The organism is Mucilaginibacter sp. UR6-1 (assembly GCF_020880975.1).
In the GTDB taxonomy this organism is placed as follows: domain Bacteria; phylum Bacteroidota; class Bacteroidia; order Sphingobacteriales; family Sphingobacteriaceae; genus Mucilaginibacter.
Window position 1 is genome coordinate 370,580 of sequence record NZ_JAJIWP010000003.1, and the last position, 22,664, is coordinate 393,243.

The 22,664-nt window shown below is 44.7% G+C and carries 21 protein-coding genes; 9 read left to right on the forward strand and 12 right to left on the reverse strand.

Features of this window, described 5'->3' with window-relative positions; genetic code table 11:
* Positions 1 to 145: 145 nt before the first annotated feature.
* Together pdeM and LJ707_RS12055 are read right to left on the reverse strand one after the other, a co-directional pair.
* Positions 146 to 811 carry a ligase-associated DNA damage response endonuclease PdeM gene (pdeM, locus tag LJ707_RS12050; RefSeq protein WP_228951239.1) on the reverse strand — a complete coding sequence of 222 codons (666 nt, stop codon included), beginning with the start codon at positions 809 to 811 and terminating at the stop codon, positions 146 to 148.
* Positions 812 to 888: 77 nt separating this feature from the next.
* Complete coding sequence (locus LJ707_RS12055; RefSeq protein WP_228951240.1) at positions 889 to 2,625, reverse strand: thiamine pyrophosphate-dependent enzyme; 1,737 nt, start codon at positions 2,623 to 2,625, stop codon at positions 889 to 891.
* A gap of 456 nt (positions 2,626 to 3,081) precedes the next feature.
* On the opposite strand from LJ707_RS12055, the gene LJ707_RS12060 reads away from it, so the two are divergent.
* From LJ707_RS12060 to LJ707_RS12070, 3 genes are read left to right on the forward strand one after another with little or no spacing between them, the layout of a single operon-like run.
* Positions 3,082 to 3,570: a cytidine deaminase gene (locus tag LJ707_RS12060; RefSeq protein WP_228951243.1), complete on the forward strand. Its 489-nt coding sequence runs from the start codon at positions 3,082 to 3,084 to the stop codon at positions 3,568 to 3,570.
* 3 nt (positions 3,571 to 3,573) lie between these two features.
* Positions 3,574 to 4,233, forward strand: a complete 660-nt coding sequence (locus tag LJ707_RS12065; protein ID WP_228951245.1) for a GDSL-type esterase/lipase family protein — start codon at positions 3,574 to 3,576, stop codon at positions 4,231 to 4,233.
* A gap of 15 nt (positions 4,234 to 4,248) precedes the next feature.
* On the forward strand, positions 4,249 to 5,292 hold the full coding sequence (locus LJ707_RS12070; RefSeq protein WP_228951247.1) for an exo-alpha-sialidase: 1,044 nt from the start codon (positions 4,249 to 4,251) through the stop codon (positions 5,290 to 5,292).
* Positions 5,293 to 5,727: 435 nt separating this feature from the next.
* Here LJ707_RS12070 and LJ707_RS12075 read toward each other — a convergent pair whose 3' ends face one another.
* Positions 5,728 to 6,150 (reverse strand): nuclear transport factor 2 family protein, encoded by a 423-nt coding sequence (locus LJ707_RS12075; protein ID WP_228951249.1) that lies wholly within the window; start codon positions 6,148 to 6,150, stop codon positions 5,728 to 5,730.
* A gap of 186 nt (positions 6,151 to 6,336) precedes the next feature.
* Between LJ707_RS12075 and LJ707_RS12080 the strand changes: the two genes are divergently transcribed.
* Positions 6,337 to 6,843 (forward strand): GyrI-like domain-containing protein, encoded by a 507-nt coding sequence (locus tag LJ707_RS12080; RefSeq protein WP_228951251.1) that lies wholly within the window; start codon positions 6,337 to 6,339, stop codon positions 6,841 to 6,843.
* On the forward strand, positions 6,843 to 7,349 hold the full coding sequence (locus LJ707_RS12085; RefSeq protein WP_228951253.1) for a YdeI/OmpD-associated family protein: 507 nt from the start codon (positions 6,843 to 6,845) through the stop codon (positions 7,347 to 7,349). Before LJ707_RS12080 ends, LJ707_RS12085 begins: the two co-directional genes overlap by 1 nt.
* Positions 7,350 to 7,413: 64 nt before the next feature.
* On the opposite strand, the gene LJ707_RS12090 is transcribed toward LJ707_RS12085, so the two are convergent.
* Positions 7,414 to 7,839, reverse strand: a complete 426-nt coding sequence (locus LJ707_RS12090) for a nuclear transport factor 2 family protein (protein ID WP_228951256.1) — start codon at positions 7,837 to 7,839, stop codon at positions 7,414 to 7,416.
* Positions 7,840 to 8,045: 206 nt separating this feature from the next.
* On the opposite strand from LJ707_RS12090, the gene LJ707_RS12095 reads away from it, so the two are divergent.
* Positions 8,046 to 10,778 carry a DNA gyrase/topoisomerase IV subunit A gene (locus LJ707_RS12095; protein WP_228951259.1) on the forward strand — a complete coding sequence of 911 codons (2,733 nt, stop codon included), beginning with the start codon at positions 8,046 to 8,048 and terminating at the stop codon, positions 10,776 to 10,778.
* Positions 10,779 to 10,846: 68 nt separating this feature from the next.
* Positions 10,847 to 11,608: a PLDc N-terminal domain-containing protein gene (locus tag LJ707_RS12100; protein WP_228951262.1), complete on the forward strand. Its 762-nt coding sequence runs from the start codon at positions 10,847 to 10,849 to the stop codon at positions 11,606 to 11,608.
* 52 nt (positions 11,609 to 11,660) lie between these two features.
* Here the strand turns inward: LJ707_RS12100 and LJ707_RS12105 are convergent, their stop codons facing one another.
* The 5 genes from LJ707_RS12105 to ispG all read right to left on the reverse strand — a co-directional run bounded on the left by LJ707_RS12105 (position 11,661) and on the right by ispG (position 16,223).
* Complete coding sequence (locus LJ707_RS12105) at positions 11,661 to 12,005, reverse strand: hypothetical protein (RefSeq protein WP_228951264.1); 345 nt, start codon at positions 12,003 to 12,005, stop codon at positions 11,661 to 11,663.
* 90 nt (positions 12,006 to 12,095) lie between these two features.
* Complete coding sequence (locus LJ707_RS12110; RefSeq protein WP_228951266.1) at positions 12,096 to 12,962, reverse strand: aldose 1-epimerase family protein; 867 nt, start codon at positions 12,960 to 12,962, stop codon at positions 12,096 to 12,098.
* A 72-nt stretch (positions 12,963 to 13,034) separates the two neighbouring features.
* Positions 13,035 to 13,844: a 5'-nucleotidase, lipoprotein e(P4) family gene (locus LJ707_RS12115; protein ID WP_228951268.1), complete on the reverse strand. Its 810-nt coding sequence runs from the start codon at positions 13,842 to 13,844 to the stop codon at positions 13,035 to 13,037.
* A gap of 10 nt (positions 13,845 to 13,854) precedes the next feature.
* Positions 13,855 to 14,064: a hypothetical protein gene (locus LJ707_RS12120; protein WP_228951270.1), complete on the reverse strand. Its 210-nt coding sequence runs from the start codon at positions 14,062 to 14,064 to the stop codon at positions 13,855 to 13,857.
* Between the two features lie 113 nt (positions 14,065 to 14,177).
* Positions 14,178 to 16,223 carry a (E)-4-hydroxy-3-methylbut-2-enyl-diphosphate synthase gene (gene ispG, locus LJ707_RS12125; RefSeq protein WP_228951272.1) on the reverse strand — a complete coding sequence of 682 codons (2,046 nt, stop codon included), beginning with the start codon at positions 16,221 to 16,223 and terminating at the stop codon, positions 14,178 to 14,180.
* A gap of 425 nt (positions 16,224 to 16,648) precedes the next feature.
* On the opposite strand from ispG, the gene LJ707_RS12130 reads away from it, so the two are divergent.
* Entirely contained in the window at positions 16,649 to 18,730 is a 2,082-nt protein-coding gene (locus tag LJ707_RS12130) for a prolyl oligopeptidase family protein (protein WP_228952514.1), read from the forward strand.
* A gap of 79 nt (positions 18,731 to 18,809) precedes the next feature.
* On the opposite strand, the gene LJ707_RS12135 is transcribed toward LJ707_RS12130, so the two are convergent.
* The 3 genes from LJ707_RS12135 to LJ707_RS12145 form a co-directional block, all read right to left on the reverse strand.
* Positions 18,810 to 19,394 carry a hypothetical protein gene (locus LJ707_RS12135; protein WP_228951274.1) on the reverse strand — a complete coding sequence of 195 codons (585 nt, stop codon included), beginning with the start codon at positions 19,392 to 19,394 and terminating at the stop codon, positions 18,810 to 18,812.
* Positions 19,395 to 19,584: 190 nt separating this feature from the next.
* Positions 19,585 to 21,327 (reverse strand): S41 family peptidase, encoded by a 1,743-nt coding sequence (locus LJ707_RS12140; RefSeq protein ID WP_370632398.1) that lies wholly within the window; start codon positions 21,325 to 21,327, stop codon positions 19,585 to 19,587.
* Positions 21,328 to 21,403: 76 nt separating this feature from the next.
* A complete protein-coding gene (locus LJ707_RS12145; protein WP_228951275.1) occupies positions 21,404 to 21,619 on the reverse strand; it encodes a hypothetical protein in 216 nt (71 codons plus the stop codon).
* A 440-nt stretch (positions 21,620 to 22,059) separates the two neighbouring features.
* On the opposite strand from LJ707_RS12145, the gene LJ707_RS12150 reads away from it, so the two are divergent.
* Complete coding sequence (locus LJ707_RS12150) at positions 22,060 to 22,626, forward strand: porin family protein (RefSeq protein WP_228951276.1); 567 nt, start codon at positions 22,060 to 22,062, stop codon at positions 22,624 to 22,626.
* The last annotated feature ends 38 nt before the right edge of the window (positions 22,627 to 22,664 follow it).

Genomic DNA, 22,664 nt, shown 5'->3' on the forward strand with positions numbered 1-22,664 from the left:
AGGTAATGATAGTTTTTAACATCGGGGATAGCTTTTAAACATTCGTACATGTCTGTTTTTAAGTTAATTAGCTTATTTTCATAGTTTTAGTAGTGTTAATAAGTTAATTTATTACAGTAGTTATACTCTTATAAGCTAATTAAGACTACGCTATCGCTATCACCTTATCTTTCAGTACCCCGAATATCCTGTCCGTTTTTTGGTTGCGGATGGCTACCCGGCCGGTAAACCTGCCGAACGAGGGCAAGATGCCTTGTTTAGCGCCGAAGGCGAAGCAGGGCAGGGTGATATGTTGCCTGCCGCGCCCGCTTAAGGATACCCCGGGGTGTATGTGCCCGCAAAAGGTGTAAGCCGTAGCTTGTTCCATTTGCCTGGCGGTAAGCGGGTGGTGCAGCATCAGGAAAGGCCCAACCTGTAGTTCATCGTGTAGTTCAACATTCAGTTCGGTGTAATGCCGGTCGTGAATAATGTCGTGATTACCGCGGATCAGTATGATCTCAATTTTGGCATGGCGGTGTCGCCATAGGGCAAACCAATCCCAGTCGGCATTCATGTCGCTATGAAAAAGGTCGCCTAAAAACAGGATTTTTTCCGGGCGATATTCTTCTATCAGGTCTGACAGGATGGCCAGGTCATCCTGCTCCATATCTCTTGGTACGGCAATGCCCGCCTTACGGAAATGGCCTACCTTGCCCAAATGCACATCGGCAGCTATTAAAGTTTTTTGCTGTTGCCAGTATATGGCACGCTGAGGTAATAAAATCAGATCTTCGCCTAAGAGGTTAAAAGGCAATCCCGCACAAATCGTCATAGATGTACAAAGATAAGCAAATACCTAAATGCAAAAAGCCGGACTAATGCCCGGCTCTTCAATCACAAAATTATTCTTTACAGGATATCCTTAATGTGTTTGTAGTTGGCTTTTACGGTATCCAGCACTTCATTCATTTCGCCGTTAAGTATCAGCTTGCTCATTGAAAGCGCCATACCTTTAACCTGCTTAAACTCAATTTTTGGCGGCATGGCCAGCGCGTTAGGGTCTGTCATGATGTTTACCAACGCAGGGCCGTCATGCTGAAAGGCAGCTTGTATTGCCGCTTTTACGCCCGTTGGCTCATTAACAGTGAAGCCTTTCATGCCCATGGCCTGTGCTACCAGCATAAAATCGGGATTGTGCATATCGGTTTGCCAGTCGGGCAGGCCGGCTACTTCCATTTCCAGTTTTACCATACCCAGCGAGCGGTTATTGAACACGATGATTTTTACCGGTAGCTTATACTGCGTAATAGTAGCCAGATCGCCCAATAACATGGACAGACCGCCATCACCGCAAAAGGCAACTACCTGCCTGCCCGGAAATGCCAGCGACGCGCCAATGGCCTGCGGCATGGCATTAGCCATGGAGCCATGATTGAACGAGCCCAGCATTTTACGCTTGCCGGTAGCGTTAATGTAGCGCGCACCCCATACGCACGACATGCCGGTATCCACCGTAAAAATGGTATCGTCATCAGCCAGTTCATCAATGCAGTGCGATACATATTCCGGGTGAATTTTGTCGGTATCACCGGTATCCTCTACATAGGTGTGCATTTTCTTTTTTACTTCGGCGTAAAACTCCAGTTGCTCGCGCAAAAATTTATCGTTGGTACTTTGATTAACCAGCGGCAGCAAGGCTTGCAGCGTATCTTTTACTGACCCGCACAGGCCAATATCCACATTGGCACGGCGGCCAATACGCTCCGGCTTGGTATCTACCTGTGCAATGGTACAATCAGTAGGTATAAAATTAGCATAAGGAAAATCAGTGCCTAATAATAATATCAGGTCCGAATGATGCATGCTTTGGTAGGCGGATGGAATACCCAATAAACCTGTCATGCCCACCTCGTTGGGGTTATGGTGCTGTATATCCATTTTTGCCCTGAAGGAGTAAGCTACCGTAGCATGTAATTTTTGCGAAAGCGCAACCACCTCATCATGCGCGTCGGCAGCACCTATGCCACAAAAAATGGTAATCTTTTTATGCTGGCCAAGCACTGATGCCAGGTTACTCAAATCAGCATCTGATGGTTTAATAACCGGAATCGGGTTGAAATTTTGGGTTGCGGTGGTTATCTCTTCTGCATCCATCCCGGTAATATCTCCGGGTAAGCCTACAACGGCTACGCCTTTTTTATGCAGGGCTGCCTGTATGGCACCTTGCAGCATACGCGGTAGTTGTTTTGGCGTAGTAGCTATCTGGTTGTAATGGCTGCAATCGGCAAATAGTTTCAGCGTATTGGTTTCCTGGAAATACTCAGTGCCAAACTCGGTAGTGGCTATGGTTGACGCGATAGCGATAACCGGCGCACCTGATCGGTGGGCATCATACAAGCCGTTAATTAAATGCACGTGCCCTGGTCCGCTGCTGCCCGCGCAACAGGCAATGCCTGTAAGTTCCGCCTCGGCGGCGGCGGCATAGGCGCCAGCTTCCTCATGGCGCACGTGTATCCATTGTATTTTTCCCGATCGCCTTACGGAATCGTTTACCTCGTTCAAACTATCGCCGGTAACGGCGTATATGCGTTTTATGCCCGCGTTAACAAGCATTTCAACCAACTGGTCGGCCACTGTTTTTGCCATAATTGTATTTGTTTATGTTTAAACACTTATGTAGCAACCAACGGGGGATGTATCGGTTTTAAAAAAGGTGAAAAGCCCACCCTGACCCTGCCCAAGGGAGTGGAGATTTTGAATAGTATGATTTTGAATATGTCGCTTTACTATGAACGTATACAGATTTCTCGCTATCGCCTCGAAATGACAATGTTAAAAATGAGATAAAACAGAAGCACAACCATAAATAAGCCCCCATTACCGGCATCAGAAATGCCCGGAGTAGCACAAGTCTTGCCAAAGCACACCCTTTCACCGGGCAGGGCGTAGCCGGCGATTTTTGTTTCTTTTGATCGTTCAAAAGAAATTTAGGACAGGTAATTAACAGTTCATTATTTATGAGTTTACAATCTTTCTTATAAATTGCTTTTTACCACCTAAACCCTTATATTGTATCCCCCTTAACCATAAGGGCATCTGCTAATGACCGACAGACAAATAAATATAGCTTTTAAAGAATATACATCCGTTGATGAATTGCCCGAAGCCGACAAGGCGTTATGCCTTGAAGCGGTAAAAGCTTTGGATACTTCGCACTCGCCATACTCGCATTTTAAAGTAGGCGCGGCTTTGCAACTAAAAAGTGGTGCGGTATTGCGTGCCAGTAATCAGGAAAATGTAGCCTATCCATCAGGACTTTGTGCCGAGCGTGTGGCTTTGTTTAACTGGGGTGCCAACCATGCCGATGATGCTATTGTTACGATGGCGGTTACCGCGCAAACTAATGATTTTGATTTACTGAAACCCATTACCTCATGCGGGGCATGCCTGCAGGTGATGGCCGAATGCGAAAAAAAGCAAAACAGCCCCTTGCGCGTACTGTTATATTGTATAAACGGCCCGGTTTGGGTGGTTGAGGGGGTGCAGAGCTTTTTGCCATTCCTGTTTTTTGAAGACCGTTTAACACATTAACCAATGAAAATTAAACTGCTGTTAGCAATAGTTGCTGCTTTATTTACCTTTAACGCCAGCGCCCAAAAAGGTTTTCCTTTTGATGCCGAGGTGCGCCAGTTCAAGCATCAGGATAGTTTGCAGATGCCAGCGCCCGACGGTATATTGTTCGTCGGTAGTTCGTCTATCCGTTTATGGGACGACCTGGAAAAACGCTTTGCGGGTAAGCCGGTAATAAAACGTGGCCTTGGCGGCTCCGAGCTTTGGCAGTGGGTGGAGTATTATACGCCCTATGTATTGTTCCCTTATCAACCTAAAAAAGTATTTATATATGCGGGCGAGAACGATATTGCCTCAGGCCGTACCGCGCAGAACGTGGCCGGTAGCTTTGAAAAGCTATGGACGATGATCCATGATAAGTTACCCAATGCCGAGATTTACTTCCTGTCAATAAAACCCAGCCCCAGCCGTGCCAGGTTTTTAAACGAGGTGATATTGGCCAATAACCTGATCAAGGCATATGCCGACAGTAAGCCCAAAACCAAATTTATTGATGTAGCTACGCCCATTCTCAACAAAAAAACCATGCGTCCTGACTCCGGTTTGTTTAAAAGCGATTACCTGCACCTGAACAGTAAAGGATATGACAGATGGGAAAAAGTTTTGAAAAAATACGTGAAATAGCCTTAGTTTAGGCCGATGATCATAAATCGTTCCCTGCTGTTAGCTGTTTTATTACTTGCGCTGCCTGGTATTGTTCAGGCACAATCTTTCAAAAAACTATCATCCGACCTGGTTTTTACCAATGCGCCGTTTAAGCAATGCCATGCCTCAACCATTGTGCAAAACAAGGCGGGCGAGTTATTGCTGGCTTGTTTTGGCGGCACGCAGGAGGGTAAAAATGATGTTTCCATTTGGCTTACCACATTGAGTAACGGCAAGGCTACCTCAACAACGAAAGTGGCCGATGGCGTTGTGAACGATACCCTGCGCTACCCTGCATGGAACCCCGTGCTTTTTAAGGATAAAGCCGGTACCATCACCCTGTTTTACAAAGTTGGCCCCAACCCGCGCGAATGGTGGGGCATGTACAAAACCTCTCATGATGACGGTAAAACATGGTCGGCTCCCGTGAAATTGCCTGCCGGTATTTTAGGGCCGATTAAAAATAAACCCGTTCAGTTAAAAAATGGTGTGATACTCTCCCCCTCAAGCATTGAGGAAATGGGCGAAAATGGCCGATGGAAAGCGCATATGGAGCGATCAACAGATAACGGAAAAACCTGGGCAAATATCCCGGTTGATACCGCCGGTAAGTTTGATGTAATACAACCGAGTATATTAACCTATTCGGGTGGCAAGTTACAGATACTTTGCCGTAGCAGGCAAGGCACGGTAGTGCAGGCCTGGTCTGCGGACGGGGGCAAAACCTGGGGCAAACTTTCGGCAACCTCACTGCTCAACCCAAACTCGGGTACGGATGCCGTTACGCTGAAAAGCGGCAAGCAATTAATAGTTTACAATCCGGACGTGCCGGGGAAAGATTGGTTTAACGGCCGCGGTAAGCTGCGCGTTGCCATGAGTACCGATGGCCAGAAATGGACGGATGTTGCCGTGCTTGAAAATGGTGATAAGGAAGAGTACAGTTACCCCGCAATCATTCAAACTAATGACGGGCTGGTGCATATCACCTATACGTATGACCGGAAGAATATTAAACATGTGGTGCTGAAAGAGCAATAAGGCGCCCCTCCCTAACCCTTCCGGGGGAGGGAATCAAAATTTAATTATTAAAACAAGGGGCAATGTGCGATTCCTTCCCTGGGGAAGGTGGAGGAAGGGGTTTGTGAAAGCTGCAATATATAATGTGCGATACCCCTCCCTAACCCTCCCGAGGGAGGGAATCAAAATTAATTATTAAAGCAAGGGGGCAATGTGCGATTCCTTCCCTGGGGAAGGTGGAGGAAGGGGTTTGTGAAAGCTGCAATATATAATTTGCGATACCCTCCCTGATCCTCCCGGGGGAGGGAATCAAAATTTAATTATTAAAACAAGGGGCAATGTGCGATTCCTTCCTTGGGAAAGGCGGAGGAAGGGGTTTGTGAATGATAGATAAAATAAAAAACCCCGGCCAACAGGCCGGGGTTTTTGCTTAAAGAAAGAATAAACTAAAACTAATTACGATTTAAAGGTAGAGTGTACACTGGTGATTTTCCAGCCGTTACCGGTGTTGCTGATGGTTACCAGGTTGCTGCGGGTAAAACCGTCATACTCAAGGTCAACTTTTACAATGGCTACTTCGCCGTTGCTTTCAATGGTTGAAGTGCTTACTTTACATTCCTGATCAGTGTTTTTTGTTGCTTTCATTGACTCAAGGATCTCGCTTTTGCTGAAGCTTAGCGTTTTGCTGCCACGCATCATGCTGAATTTAGCACCGTTATCAAGCACCTGGGCAAAGCCTTCAAGCTTGCCGTGTGCAACAGCTTCAATATATGTGTTAACAGCGTAATCTTTTGTTAATTTAGCGATGTCGTCAGCTTTAACAAAGTTTGAGGTTATGATTAATGCTAAGCCTAACAGGATTGATTTTAAGGTTTTCATGATATTGCTTTTTTAAAGGTTTGTATAAATTATGTTTTGTTTTTATATCTATAAGACAGCGGCACTATTGCAAACGTTACAGTAGTTTTGCTATTAGATTCACTTTTAACATATATTTAACAAACGTGGCTTAATGACCTGTTTTAAGGCTAAAAAAGCGTGATAGTTTTAACCGAATTGTAACATATGCCCTTAACATTGCAAACATCTGCATTTGAGCAACCCCGTTTTCAGGAGGTATTCTCCAAAAAATTAGTTGGTATGCATGTAACTACCAGCATCACTCATAATAAAACAGGTGTTTTATGGCAAAGCTTTATGCCGAGGCGTGCAGAAATAAGCGGTTTAAATGCCTGTTTATATTCATTACAGGTGTACCCGGCAGGTTATTTTTTGCATTTCGATCCGGAAACGGAGTTTGAAAAGTGGGCGCTGGTTGAAGTTGAAGGTGATGCCATACTTCCTCAGGGTATGGATGAGTTTAATTTGCCGGGCGGATTGTATGCTGTATTTAATTACAAAGGCTCAAGCGCGGACACGCGCATATTTAATTATATATTTTCGGAATGGCTGCCTGCTTCAAGCTATGTATTGGATGAGCGGCCACACTTTGAGTTACTTGGCGAAAAATACAAGAATAACGATCCGGCATCCGAAGAAGAAATCTGGATACCGGTAAAGCCCGGAATGTAATGATAGCGTTTGAAACCATTATACTGCAATTTGCCGAGAACGGCGATAAAACAGGCTGGACGTATATTCAGGTACCCGCTCATCTGGCAGCAGAGTTAAAACCAGGCCACAAGCGGTCGTTCAGGGTAAAAGGTATGCTTGATGGATTGGCCATTGCCGGCGTGGCGTTGTTGCCGCAAGGGGAGGGCAATTTTATAATGCCGGTAAACGCGCAGATGCGTAAAGGTATCCGCAAGGGTGAGGGTGCCATGCTGCAAGTACAGTTGCAGGAAGATAAAGATTTTAAAATAGAGGTGCCTGATGACCTGGCCGAATGCCTGGAGTATGAACCCGAAGCAGGCGAGTATTTTTATGGCCTTACGCCATCGCACCGAGGCTATTTTGTTAAATGGATAGATAGCGCCAAAACCCAGCCCATCCGCGATAAGCGTATCGCACTCACGGTAAATGCCCTAATGAACCGCTGGGATTACGGGCAGATGATTCGCGCATCCCGTAAGGAGTGAAAATAAAAAGGGCCCCTGAAAGCCAAATCGGGACCCTTTAAACACAATTGTTATACACCAACGCTTACTTATATACCGAGCAAACATTAGTAATTTTCCAGCCCTTGCCTGTGTCGGCAAAGGTTACGTAGTTGGTACGCGTAAAGTTACCATACTTCATTTCTACCTTGAGTACAGACATTTGTCCGTTCTCTTCAACAACGGTGCTGTTGGTGGTGCACAGTTGTTTTAATCCTTTTAAGTTGGTTTGCATAAATTCAAGCATCTCGGCCTTGCTGTAAGTAGCTACACGCTTATTGCCCATCAGTATGCAAAACTTGGCATCCTTATCAACAACACTTTCAAAGCCCTCGAGCTTACCAAGCGTTACCGCTTCAATGTATATGTTTGATGCGTATGTTTTTGTTAGTTTGTAATCATCATCGTTTGCTTTTGCAAATCCACCAACTACTAACAGCAGTATGGTGAGCAGTACTTTTAAATTTTTCATGACGTGGTAGTAAAAGGGGTTAATTTGTTTTCTTATTGATTGTATCTATAAGACACGCTCAATTTCAAATAGGTTACAAGCAGCAAAGATTATTTTCAGGAAAAGTGTTAATTGTAAACACGTTAGCTTAACTTGTGTATAAGTTAGCTTAGATAATAGCCCGATATGCCTTATCTTTACCCAATCCATATTTTTTATTGCTAATAATGAGTGACGATCTGACTAACGATATACCTGCTAACGGCGAAGAAAAATTACATAATGTTACCTCACTTGATGGCCTGTACGAAAACTGGTTCCTTGATTACGCGTCATACGTAATACTTGACCGTGCTGTGCCGCACATTAATGATGGTTTAAAACCGGTACAGCGCCGTATCCTGCACTCGTTAAAAGAAATGGACGACGGCCGTTTCAACAAGGCCGCCAATGTTATTGGCCATACCATGAAGTATCACCCACACGGCGATGCCTCTATTGGTGATGCCATGGTACAGATAGGGCAAAAAAACCTGCTGATAGATACCCAGGGTAACTGGGGCGACCCGGTAACCGGCGATTCGGCGGCAGCACCGCGTTATATCGAGGCGCGCCTGTCAAAATTCGCTAATGAGGTGGTTTTCAATCCGGATACTACCAGTTGGCAGGCCAGTTATGATGGGCGTAACAAAGAGCCGCTAACCCTGCCTGTCAAATTTCCGCTGCTGTTGGCGCAAGGTGCCGAGGGTATTGCCGTAGGCCTGGCAACTAAAATATTACCGCACAACTTTGTTGAACTGCTTGATGCCTCGGTAGGGGTTTTGCGTGGTGTACGCCCAAACCTGCTGCCCGATTTTACTACAGGCGGTATGGCTGATTGCTCTAACTATAATGAAGGCCAGCGTGGCGGACGTGTGCGCGTGCGCGCCAAAATTGTGGAGCGTGATAAAAAAACACTGGCCATTACCGAGATACCTTTCAGTACCACCACAGGCGGATTAATAGATAGCGTAATAGCGGCCAATGATAAAGGCAAGATTAAGATCAAAAAAATAGAGGATAACACGGCTAAGGATGTAGAGATCATTATTCATCTGGCACCGGGCATATCTCCTGATGTTACTATTGACGCGCTGTATGCCTTTACGGACTGTGAGGTATCCATATCGCCTAACACCTGCGTAATTCAGGATGATAAGCCGCGCTTTGTGAGCGTGAACGATATGCTGGTGGAGTGTACCGAAACCACTAAGGATTTGCTTAAGCAGGAGCTTGAGATAAGGCTGAAGGAGCTGATGGAAAAAATATTCTTCAGCTCGCTGCTTAAAATATTTATTCAGGAGGGCATGTACAAGCATCCCGACTATGAAAGCTCAACCAATTTTGAGGAAGTAGTGGGCGTGCTTAACCGTTTGTTCGGGCCTTTCTTTCCGCAGTTTTACCGTGAGATACTGCCGGAGGATTATAAAAAGCTGATTGATAAACCAATGAGCAGCATCACCCGTTTTGACGTTAAGAAAACGGATGAGCAGATTAAAAACCTGCAGGACGAGATAAAAGAGGTAAAGCATCACCTGAAACACCTTAACGACTATGCCATTGCCTGGTTTGAAAAACTAAAGGATAAATATGGTAAAGATCGTGGCCGTAAAACCGAGTTGCGCACTTTTGATAAGGTAGAGGCGGCACAGGTAGCCCTGGCAAACGTTAAGCTGTACGTAAACAAAGTTGATGGTTTTGTAGGCTCAGGCTTAAAGCGTGACGATAATGTGGAACTGGTAGGCGAATGCTCGGATATTGATGATATCATTGTTTTTCGTAACGATGGCCGGTTTAGCGTGGTTAGGATACAGGATAAGGTATTTGTGGGTAAGGGTATTGAACATGTTGCCGTGTTTAAAAAGAACGATGAGCGCACCATCTATAACATGATATATAAGGATGGCGAGAGTGGTGTAAGCTATATCAAACGCTTTGCGGTAACTGGTATCACCCGCGATAAGGAGTACGATCTGACCAAGGGTACCAAAGGTTCAAAAGCATTATACTTTACCGCCAACCCTAACGGTGAGGCCGAAGTGATTAACATACAGTTAAAGCCTCACTCAAAACTAAAAAAACTACAGTTCGATGTTGATTTTGCCGAGATAGGCATTAAGGGCCGTGGCTCAATGGGTAACATCGTAACCAAGTATCCGGTTAAAAAAATAACGTTAAAAAGTAAGGGTGTGAGTACGCTTGCCGGCCGTAAAATATGGTATGATGATGTGCTTAAACGCCTTAATGCCGATGGGCGGGGCAAATACCTGGGCGAGTTTGACGGTGATGACCGTATACTTACCGTGCTAAGCAACGGGGTGTATGAGCTTACCAGCTTTGACCTTAATAACCACTTTGACGATAAGATGATCGTTATAGAAAAATATGATGCTGAAAAGGTTTATACCGTAGTACACTTTGAAGGTAAGGCCAAAAACTACATGGTTAAGCGCTTTGTATTTGAAAACACGGCCATTGGCAAACAAACCAGCATTATAAGTGACGAGAGTGGCTCAAAACTGGTTATCATATCAGGCGCTGCGCAGGCTGTGATAAAGGTTGATCAGTTAAAGGGCAAAGCCCAGGTAGCCGAAACCGCCGAACTTAACCTGGCCGACCTGATAGATGTAAAGGGCATGAAAGCGATGGGTAACCGCTTGTCGGCACACGTGGTGCAAACGGTTGAGCTGATTGCCGAACATGATGATGCCGCCGATGTGCCCGACCCGGCACCGGACAGTGTTGAGGCGACCGAGATTATACAAACACCGGAGGAAAAAACAACTGTTGATGCCCCGCCGGCCGCCGATGCAGCGGTTAATAACGTAGCTGAGGAAAAACCGGTTAAAAAGATCGACCTGGAAATAACTAATCCGGATGATATAGATATGGACGATAAAGGCCAGTTAGGCCTGTTTTAAACTAAAGGGGAATTAATTATATTTGAGGGTACTTAGTACTTTATCATATATATAACTGATTCTCTTTTATGTTTTTTGCTGATAATAGCTATCTATATTATATACCGTTTATTTTACAGGGTATTTGCGCCATACATTGCATTCGTAACGGCCATCAGCAAAAATGGTTATGGGTAATAATTGTGCTGCCGGTTATTGGCTGCATTGCCTACCTGTATTCCGAAGTTATATCGGGCCGAAGAATGCGCCAGCCTAATATTGATGTAAAGGCTATGCTTAACCCGGGTGTTAAGTACAAGCGCCTGGAAGAGCAGCTACGCTTTAGCGATACTTTTGCCAACCGTATAAAACTGGCCGATGCCTACCTTGAGGGCGGCTTTACCCAGCAGGCAATTGAGCTGTATGAAAACAGCCTCACCGGTGCCTTTGCCGAAAATGAACATGTTTTGCAGCAGTTGATCATTGCCTATACACAAAGCGAGCGGTATGAAGATGCTATTGCTACCGCGCAAAAAATATACAAGCTGCCTCAGTTTATCCGCTCGCGGTCGCATATTTTGTATGCTGTAGCGCTCGAAAAAACAGGTAACACAGAACAGGCCGAGGCTGAATTTAAGCTGATGAAAGGCCGATACTCGTATTTTGAACAACGTTACGAATACGCTTTGTTTCTATCGCGTAACGATCGTCCGGGTGATGCTGCCGACATATTGGCTGACATGCTGGAAGAACAGCCGCACCTTACCCCCGTGGAGCGCAAAAGTAACCGCAAATGGTTTAGCTATGCCAATACCGAACTACGAAAATTGCAATCAAACAAAACCGCATAAAAAAAGCGGCACATAAAGTGCCGCTTCCTTTAAAAAATATTTCTTTTTCTGATTACAGGATCAGGATCAGTACCAGGATGATGATGATGATAGCACCTACTGAAAGGTAAATGCCGCCGCCACCCATGGCTTGTGCTTCTTTCTTTAAGCCTTTAAGCTCGTTTTTCAATTCCTTGCGCTCAGCTTTGTTCATTTCTGATTTGTCCATCGCTTTGATCTCGGCAACACGCAGCTTTATCTCTTCAATGCGTGCTTGCTTTTGCTCTTCGGTCATGTTAGCAATAGCTTCCTTGTTAACGCCGTCTTTCTTGTCGTCGTTATAAGTAGCAGCGTTGCTGGTAAAAGCTGCAAAAGTTAGCAGCAAAGTAGTAGCTAATAGATAAATTTTCCTTTTCATAGCAGTTAATTTATTGTGAGTTTTACACTGATAATATTTAAACGCTTTGAAATGTTTTAAGAATTTGCAATAATTTAATACAGCACATTTTTAAATGCTGATGAACCACGCGGCCTCAAAGGTATGGCCCTGTTTAAGGGAGTGTATAGCCTCTTTTTCGTTGATGTTATTAGGGTATCCTTCGGTATCTGTATAACCCAGCCAGGGTTCAATGCAAACAAAATCTGCACCGGGTTTAGCCCATATACCTAAATGATCAAAATGCGGGTATTCCACCGTTAAGGTTTGATCGTGCTTATCGCTCTTAATAATAAGTAGTTTTGATTTTATGTTCTTAAAAACCAGTGCGTCGCGATCGAACAAGGGTTTAGTAAGATGTAGCTTTTTGCCATCAAGCACTACAGGTTCAGTTTGGCCTGTTAAAAAACCACCGTCAGACAGTACGTAGCGATTAAGTTCCTCTTCCGTTTCAAACTCCAGGTAGTAATCCTCATAGTTCTCGCCAGCATTAAAAGGCACATTAAATGCCGGATGCCCGCCAACCGAAAAGTAAATGGTACGATCATCATGATTGATAACCTTGTAGGTAACGCGCAAGGCATTCTCAATCAAAGTATAAATTATCTGAAAATCGAATTTATAAGGATAAACCTTTAACGTTTCGGCACTGTTGGGTAGCGAGAAAACGGCGTGTACCTCGCTTTCGTCAATCAAAACAAACTCGCTGTTGCGGGCAAAGCCATGGCGGGGGAGGGAGTATTTTTCGCCGTCAACCAGCAGTTCATTATTTAATACCATACCCACAATAGGGAACAGGTTTGGCGCATGCCATGGCCATACCGATTCATCGGCCTGCCAAAGCTGTTCAACGCCTGTTTTTTTATTGTATACCGATGTTAGCTCGGCTCCTTTGGTGCGGATAGATACTTTTAAGTGATCGTTTTGAATGGTTGTCATGTACTGATAACTTTAGCTGATGGTAGATTGTTTATGATACACCAAAAATGCTAAAATTATAACAACCTGCAACTATTGATCTGTTTTGGTAGCGGCACGAATTACGGAATCCTTTTGTGCCGGGCTGAGTTTATAATTCCACTTATATAAAGCACCTTCCCAGTCGCCGTATGATGGATTGGGCAATACAATATATTTTGTACCGAACTGATTGGTCAGTTTGCGAGTCGCCTTATCACGGTTCTGCTCGGTGGGTTTATTATCATACAAGGCATCAAAATCGGGCAGGTTATCGCCGCAAAGCAAAATAATGTTATGCGTTTTTAATACTTGCTGGCGGCGGCTCTCCTTGCTTGATGATGTTGTGCGTAGCAACAAGTGTGCATCATCGGCGTTGGGCAAACCATAGCGCTGCAGGTTTTTTAGCGTGGCGGCACGTTCGTCCTCATCGCGGTTGGTGATGTAAAATATAGTGATGCCCTTTGCTGCCGCGTATTTCAGGAATGATGGCGCACCGGCTACTGTATCGGCAATAGCTTTGGCTGTCCATTCCTTCCAGGTTTTGGTATCGTACTCTAAATTATTGAGGGCGCGCTGCGCATCGTAAGGGCTATTATCTAACACGGTTTCGTCAATATCCGTTACAATGGCCGGTGGCTTGGTGCCCGGTATTTTTATAGCCTGATCAATCTGAAAATGGGCACTGTTATACGCCTGGAAACACAATGCCTTATACTCCGCAGCCCTTTGCTGCCATGCCGATGCCCAAGCTTTGCCGTTATTGGCGATAGAGCGGGTTTGCACGGTTTGGCGGTAAACAGAACAGGCGGATAAAATAGCGCAGAAAGTAATTACAGTTATTAGTTTATAATGTTTAATCATTATAAAAAGCTTATTTACGAGACATTTTATCGTAATAGAATATCTTGCCTTTAAATGAGGGTTCGGCTATATAAATAAAAGCGGCAGATACAAATAATGCTAAGCAGGATAAAAATGCAATTTTACTGATTGTGGTGTTCTGTAAAATATCTTTTTGATACTGTATAAGCGTTTCGCCTGAATGTATGGAATCCTGTACCTCGTATTTGTAACTTACCATGCTGTTAAACCAACCAAAACCAAGCAACAGAGTTAGTACAACTAAAAATATTGTTAGATATGTTAAAGACCTACGCCTTATATTTATTGTTTGCATAGTTGACAATCAAATCCTTAATTCTCCACCGGTTCAATCCAATTGCCATCTTCACGGATGATGTTGATCAGTTCGTCCAGAGCGTTTTCGGATGTCACGTTCTTTTTCACCACTTCCTTGCCACGGTATAGCGTAATACGATCAGTACCCGAGCCTACATAGCCATAATCGGCATCAGCCATCTCGCCGGGGCCATTTACGATGCAGCCCATAATGCCGATCTTCAAGCCTTTAAGGTGGCTGGTACGGCTGCGGATCATCTGCGTGGTGATCATCAGATCGAACAAGGTTCGCCCGCAGCTTGGGCACGATATATATTCCGTTTTTGAGATACGCGAGCGTGTGGCCTGTAATATGCCGAATGATGAAGAGGTAATAGCCTGTACAGGTAATCCCGGCGCATCAATCCAGATACCATCCCCAAAACCATCAACCAGCAAAGCGCCCATATCCGTAGCGGCGTAAAGTTGAAGTTTTGTGATATACTCATCTTCCTGACTTTCTGACTTTCCGACTTCCGGACTCACAAGGTTATACTTACGCTTAACAATCACCGGCGTATTCAGCCCCAACTCCATCAGCTTAAAAAACAAGGTACGCTGATCGGCCATGCCGTGTGCCTTATCGGTTTCCAAAACGAATACTAATGATCCGTTATTAGGAATATTAGTTAAAGCTTCACCTTGAAGATCGTTAGTAGTAACACGTACTAAATTCAATGGCGATGAACGGTCGGCTGAAGCATCCGTATATTCATTCAGGGTAAATACCGGGTGACAAAGGAATTTGTTATTCAGCCCCTGCCAGGTTTTGTAATTGTATAACTGTTTAAGGTTGCCCGGAAAGTTGAACGATGGCAAATTATCGCCCAGGTAAACAAAATCAACCGATTGCTCGGCCATATTATATTTATCCAATATAGGCGAATACAGATACCCGGCATCATTCAATATTGATGGGTCTTTCAAATTAGCCGCCGACAGATCAACCACTACCCTCGGTACCATATGCCCGCCAATAAAGGCGTTAGCTTCGATAGTTTCACGGCGCTTGTATTCGTAGGGAGAATACCCCTCCCCAGCCCTCTCCATAGGAGAGGGAGTTATATTTATAATTTCACTTTCGGACTTCCCGACTTTCTGACTTTCGGACTTCCTCTTACTATAACGCTCCACCAGCGCTATGGCTACCGGTGCTTCGGCTTCGGGTTCTTCGGTGAGGGATACGCGGACGGTATCGCCCAGGCCATCCTCTAATAAGGTACCTATACCTACGGCAGATTTAATGCGGCCATCCTCGCCGTCGCCCGCCTCGGTAACACCCAGGTGCAGCGGGTAGTTCATGCCCTCGGCCACCATGGTTGCAACCAATAAACGGTAGGCCTGCACCATTACCTGCGGATTGCTCGATTTCATGGAAACTACCAGGTTACGGTAATCCAGCAGTTCGCAAATCCTTATAAACTCCATAGCCGATTCCACCATGCCCTGCGGCGTATCGCCATAACGGCTCATAATACGGTCGGACAGCGAGCCGTGGTTTGTACCGATACGCATGGCAGTACCATACTCCTTGCAAATACCAACCAGCGGCGCAAATTTTTGATGGATACGCTCCAGTTCGCCCTGGTATTCGGCATCGGTATAATCTATCTGGTCAAAGCGTTTTTTGTCGGCATAGTTACCCGGGTTAACACGCACCTTTTCAACAATGCGTGCGGCCACCTCGGCGGCGTTGGGGGTAAAGTGTATATCGGCAACCAATGGGGCATTGTAGCCACGCATGCGCAGTTGCTTTTTTATTTCGGCAAGGTTTTGTGCTTCCTTAATGCTGGGCGCGGTAATGCGTATGTATTCGCACCCGGCCTCAATCATGCGGATGGATTGCTCTACCGTACCAATGGTATCCATCGTGTCGGTAGTGGTCATGCTTTGTATGCGGATGGGGTTATTGCCGCCCATCGGTACATCACCTATCTTAACTTCACGGGTAACAAAGCGCGAGTATTGAGTTAACGAATTACAGTAGCGGCCTTGCAGCAGCTTTACAGCATCAGCATTCATGCAATCAGAAATATATTTAAACAAAAGTACGAAAATGTAACGCTATAGGCATGGCAAAAAATACGATATGACAACGTACTTATTTTATTATCTGTTTTCTCAAACCCCTTCCTTCACCTTCCCCAAGGAAGGAATCGCACATGCTCATGCTTTTTTATAGTTTTTTCAATTCTCTCCCTTGGGAGCGTGGGGAGGGGTGGCGCCATCAATGCATCGCCGCTTATTTAAAACCCCTTCCTCCCCCTTCCCCAAGGAAGGAATCGCACCTGGCCGAGCTTTTTATAGGAAGTTTTTTCAATTCCCTCCCTCGGGAGGGCAGGGAGGGGTTATCTTAGGACGGGCTAATGTATTTTTTGTATCTTGCTACGCCTCATAACCATTTATTATTGATGAAAAAATTTACCTCACTACTTAGCGTTGCCGTAATGCTATACGGTTACACGCATGCACAAACCATGAATATTAAAACACTACCTTACCCCCAAACTAAAAAGGGCGACGTAACCGACACTTATTTTAGTACCACCGTGCCTGATCCATACCGCTGGCTTGAAGATGACCGCGCCGCGGATACCAAAGCCTGGGTGCAGGAGGAAAACAAGGTTACCCAAAACTATTTAGGGCAGATACCTTATCGCGAAAAGATAAAAGAACGCCTTACCGCCCTGTGGAACTACGAAAAATACAGCGCCCCGTTTAAAGAGGGTAAATACACCTACAATTATAAAAACGACGGCTTGCAAAGTCAATCAGTACTATGGCGCCAAACTAAGGATGGCCAGCCGGAGATTTTTCTTGACCCTAATAAATTCTCAAAGGATGGTACCACGTCATTAGCGGGCATCAGCTTTACCAAGGATGGTAGTTTGGCCGCTTACCAGATCTCAGAAGGTGGGTCAGACTGGCGCAAGGTGATCGTTTTAAAAACGGATGATAAAAGCGTGGTTGGCGATACGCTGATCGACGTAAAGTTTTCGGGCACCGCATGGCATGGCAACGATGGCTTTTATTACAGCAGCTACGATAAACCAAAAGAAGGTAGTCAGTTGGCGGGTTTAACCCAATACCACAAACTATTTTACCACAAACTGGGCACACCGCAAACCGAGGATAAACTGATCTTTGGCGGCGATAAAACACCGCGACGCTACATTGGCGCGGGTTTAACTGAGGACGAGCGTTTCCTGGTAATAAGCGCGGCAACTTCTACCAGTGGTAATGAGCTTTATATTCAGGATTTGAGCAAACCGGGCAGCCCGATAATTAACATTGTAGATAATTTTGATAACGATAATAGTATTGTTGATAACGTAGGCGAAAAGCTTTACATACATACCAATCTCAAAGCGCCTAATTACCGTTTGGTAACGGTTGATTTCAGCAACCCGAAATCATCACAATGGAAAGACCTGATTCCTCAAACTGAAAATGTGCTGAATGTTTCAACTGGGGGCGGAAAAATTTTTGCCGAGTACCTGAAAGATGCCACCACATTTGTGCAGCAGTATGATATGAACGGCAAATTGGAGCGTAATATCGCCCTGCCGTCTGTAGGTTCGGCCGGTGGTTTTGGGGCAAAAAAGGAGGAGAAGGAATTGTATTACACCTTCACCTCGTACATTTACCCGTCAACCATATTCAAGTATGATATTGCCACCGGTAAATCTGAATTATATAAAAAATCGGGTGTGCAGTTTAATCCTGAATTGTACGAATCAAAGCAGGTATTCTATAACTCAAAGGATGGTACCAAAATACCGATGATCATCACCTATAAAAAAGGTACGGTAATGAACGGTAAAAACCCGCTGTTGCTTTACGCTTATGGTGGCTTTAACGCCAGCATGACACCGGGTTTCAGCACCTCGAACATTGTATTGCTGGAGCATGGCGGCATTTACGCCGTACCAAACATACGTGGTGGTGGCGAGTATGGCGAAAAATGGCACCTTGCCGGTACCAAGCTTAAAAAGCAAAATGTGTTTGATGATTTTATAGCCGCTGCCGAATACCTCATCAAAAATAAATATACCTCAAAGGATTACCTGGCTGTTTCAGGCGGCTCTAACGGAGGTTTGCTGATAGGCGCTACCATTACCCAACGCCCTGACCTGTGTAAGGTGGCCTTCCCGGCGGTAGGGGTGATGGATATGCTGCGCTACAATAAATTTACAGCCGGTGCAGGCTGGGCGTATGATTATGGTACCGCCGAAGATTCAAAGGAGATGTTTGAGTACCTGTACAAATACTCGCCATATCATGCTATTAAACCGGCAAGCTACCCGGCTACCATGATCACCACTGCCGATCATGACGACCGTGTGGTACCGGCGCACTCGTTCAAATTCGGGTCGCGTTTGCAGGAGATGCAAAAAGGCAGTGCGCCAATCCTGATCCGTATTGAAACCAATGCCGGTCATGGCGCGGGCCGTTCAACCGCCCAGGTAATTAGTGAGCAGGCCGATAAATGGTCGTTCATGTTTTACAATATGGGTGTTAAATGGTAAGGCACTAAACTGTATTAAAAAAGCGAAGCGGCTGCCCAAAAGGGTAGCCGCTTCGCTTTTTTATATATACGCAGATTTATTATCCGCGTTTTAGTAAAGGTGTTTTTTTATCGTGACCGCCGCGTTTAAGCAAAGGCGTTTGGTGCTGATGGCCCTCACGTTTAAGTAATGGAGTTTGATGCTTATTACCGCCGCGTTTTAGCAAAGGTGTTTTTTTACCATAACTTTTATACTTTACATGGGTAACCTTGGCGTGGTGACCACGGTATTTAGTGTACTTAACATCGCGGCTATCGCGAATAACGGTTGTACTTGGGCGGCCTTTGTAGGTAATATATCTGTTATGTATTACCGTATGGTTACGCCAGGGGTCGCGGTCATTCAATACTACCTTATAGCCTTTGTATAAGTTATAATTACGGTAACGTGTTGGCAGGTAAGTGCGGTGTACCCAAACATTATTATCTAAATATACATAACGGCGTGCAGGCACATCGTAATAGGTATCAATATCCGGCAGGTAATAATAATTTACGTAATCATACCCGGTAGGGCCCCAAGCCGGCTGGCTGCCAATATTTATATTTACACTTAATTGCGCGCTTGCTTTTTGTATAGTTAAAAAGCTTAGTAATATGGCTGTAGTTATAATGAGCTTTTTCATAAACATTATTTGTTGTGTTTGAAGGTAAGACAACCATGTTATATAAAAAGTTTAAACACTCATTAGTTATTTATTATAAACTTTTATAAGTTACTTGTAATTAGATATTTAAAATATATTATTATGTATAATTGATGTTTTGATACTTGAAATGTTAATTAAATAATTAACTCATAGTGTATCGAAGTGCTTAGTCTTCATCTTCATTATCGCTTGCTGCCGCGTCTTTTTTTACGGCCATAGCGGCTAACTGGGGTTTGCCGATTGTTTTGTATTTACCCTGGCCGGTAAGTACTGAGGTGAGCAGGGTTTTGTCCTGCATGGTTTTTATGGCTTCGGCCAATTCCTTATCGTATTTAAAGTGGGTTTCGTAACGCCCTTTCTCGTAATAGTAACGGGCGGATATTTCATTTTCCAGCAACTCCTTTATTTCCTGCTTATGCTGTTTAAGGTCGTTGCCTTTGCTGGCAAGTAACTTACTGCGTAATGATTCATATTCGGCCTGTATCTCTCCAAACTGCTTTTCAGTTGTGGCTTGTGTTTTCAGGCTGTTCAGCAGGGTTTCGGTAACGGTGGTGTATTTATAATCCTTGCCCGACAGATATTTTACAAAATCGTCATATTCGGCATCCGTAAGCGCGAACGAGCGTGCATCGGCAATTTTGGGGTGCGTGTTTTTATATTGTGTGGCGTAATCAAATATCAGCAGTTTGCCTACTAAAGTTTGGGTGATGCGGGCATATTTATCACGCTTTATCTCAATATCCGGCGATACACCGCTGCCATCATATACCGAACGGCCGTTCTTGGTCTTGAATTCATGGATGGATGAATCGGCTACCTTAACCACGCTGCCATCATTTTTACGGTGTGCGTAATCAAGCTCCTGTACGCAACGGCCCGATGCGGTGTAGTATTTGGCTACCGTTATCTTAACCAAACTATTGTAAGGTAAACTAAACGATTGCTGCACCAGCCCCTTACCAAAACTACGCTGACCGATCACCACGGCACGGTCAAGGTCCTGCAGTGTGCCGGCCACAATTTCTGATGCTGATGCCGAGCGGTTATTTACCAGTACTACCAGCGGCAGGTTAGGTTCAACCGGGGCACTTTGGGTGGCGTATACGTAGTTTTTCTCCTTTATTTTACCCATTTGCGATACCACCTTTATATCCTTGGGTACAAAAAGGTTCACAATTTTAACAGCTTCCTGCAAAATACCGCCGCCGTTTGAGCGCAGATCGAGGATGATGCCTGCCGGGTTGTTCTTTTTAACAGCGGTTAATGCGGTGTTTACTTCTTCGGCAGATCGTTCCAGGAATTTATCAAGTTTGATATAGCCCATATTGCCATCAACCATGCCGTAATAGCTTACATTAGGTTGCTTAATTTCATCACGTAAAAGCGTTTTTTCGATAGGATTAGCCTCACCCGGGCGTTTTAGCACAATTTTTATGGGCGCGCCTTTTGGTCCTTTAAGCAATTGGCTAACCTCCTCATTATTTTTACCGTTAAGGGTAATGTCGTTTATTTTTAATACCTGATCGCCTGCACGTACATCATTTTTTTGCGCCGGGAAGCCGGTGAATACATCAGATATATAAACCTTTTCGTCGCGCGTAAATATGGATGCGCCAATGCCGCCATATTGCGTGCTGATATAATGCAGCTTATAATCCTCAATTTCTGACTCAGGTACAAATTCTGTATAAGGGTCAAGGCCGTTAAGCATGGCATCAACCCCGGTTTTTACCATTTTGGCCGAGTTGATATCGTCAACATAATTAATATTTACCTCCTTGTACAACGAGGCAAAAACATCAAGATTTTTTGATATCTGGAAAAGGTCATCCTTAAAACTGAAGGTAATGGCGGCGGCGGCAACAATGCCGGTTACTAAAAACTGTACTTTATATTTCTTGATGTTCACTTTGGCTCTGTTCGTCGTTACTAAAAATATAAATGTACAAAAAAGCCCCCCGGTTTTAGCGGAGGGCTCTGAAATTTTACAAGCGGTTGTTATCAATATTAACCAGCGCTTTTTTGAGGGTGAACACCACATAATTACGGTCGCGGTTAACGAGGTCCATAATCCGTGTTATCAGGTTATCTTCCTGCCCTTCGGTATATTGTAGCTGCGCATCAGTAAGATGGTTGTACTTGCGTTGCAGTTTTATTTTTACGCGGTTCCAGTCCTGGTTGCTAATGCTTATTTCGGCCATGCTTATAATGAGTTTATGCAAAAATATAAAAAAATGTAATTTATGGAATAGCGTGTTGGCGGGATACCCCTCCTAAATTCTCCCCGAGAGGTAGGCCTTAAATAATCATGTCATTTCAATCACGTATTGGCTTTACCGCTTTGTCATGCTGAGCTTATCGAAGCACTCACCACTTGTAAGGCCCCTCGCTCGCCCTTCGACGGGCTCAGGGTGACATGGCCTGCGCTATTCTTTGTATGCGTTTGGCGACAGATTTCTCCTCGTTCGAAATGACAAGAAAGTCAATATGATGAAGGGATTCCATTCCCTCCTCGGGGAGGGTCAGGGAGGGGTTTAATAAGCTATCCCAACTTGATGTTTGTTAAATTTAACACAAACCGGTTAAACTATTGTTAACTATCGAACATCTAAACCGATGTTGAACCAAATTTTTACACAACATGAAAAAGTACTTTTTATCAGTAGCAATGCTGGTGGCATGTTTCATCAGCGCAAAGGCCCAGGTTACAGTTGGGGCAAAGGCAGGCGTTACCTTTTCAAAAATTAATACCGATGAGTTAAAGGAATCAAGCGTTGCAGGCTACCAGGTAGGTGGTTTTGCCCGCATTGGTTCAAACTGGTTTTTACAGCCCGAGCTTTATTTAGGCAGCAGCGGTGGTAAATTCGAGAGTGATGATAATACTTACAGCGGCAAAGTGCGCTTTACTACACTCAATATTCCGGTATTGATAGGTAAAAGCTTCGGTCAGGAAGATCTGAACCTGCATTTGGTTGCCGGTCCGGTTTACTCGGCCATATTGAGCGATAGCCGCAGCTTTGGCGATAATGTGAACGAGGCTTTCCGTAACTACAAAAGCAGCACGCTGGGCTTTCAGGCCGGCGGCGGTGTTGACGTTGGTAACATTACGGTCGATTTGCGTTACGAAGGCGGCCTGAGCAAGGTGAGCAACTACTTTGATCAGCGCCAGAGCCTTTGGGCATTGAGTGTTGGCTATAAATTCTTTTAACGGCTGATAGTCAGAGATCAAAAGGAAAGCCGCGGTTT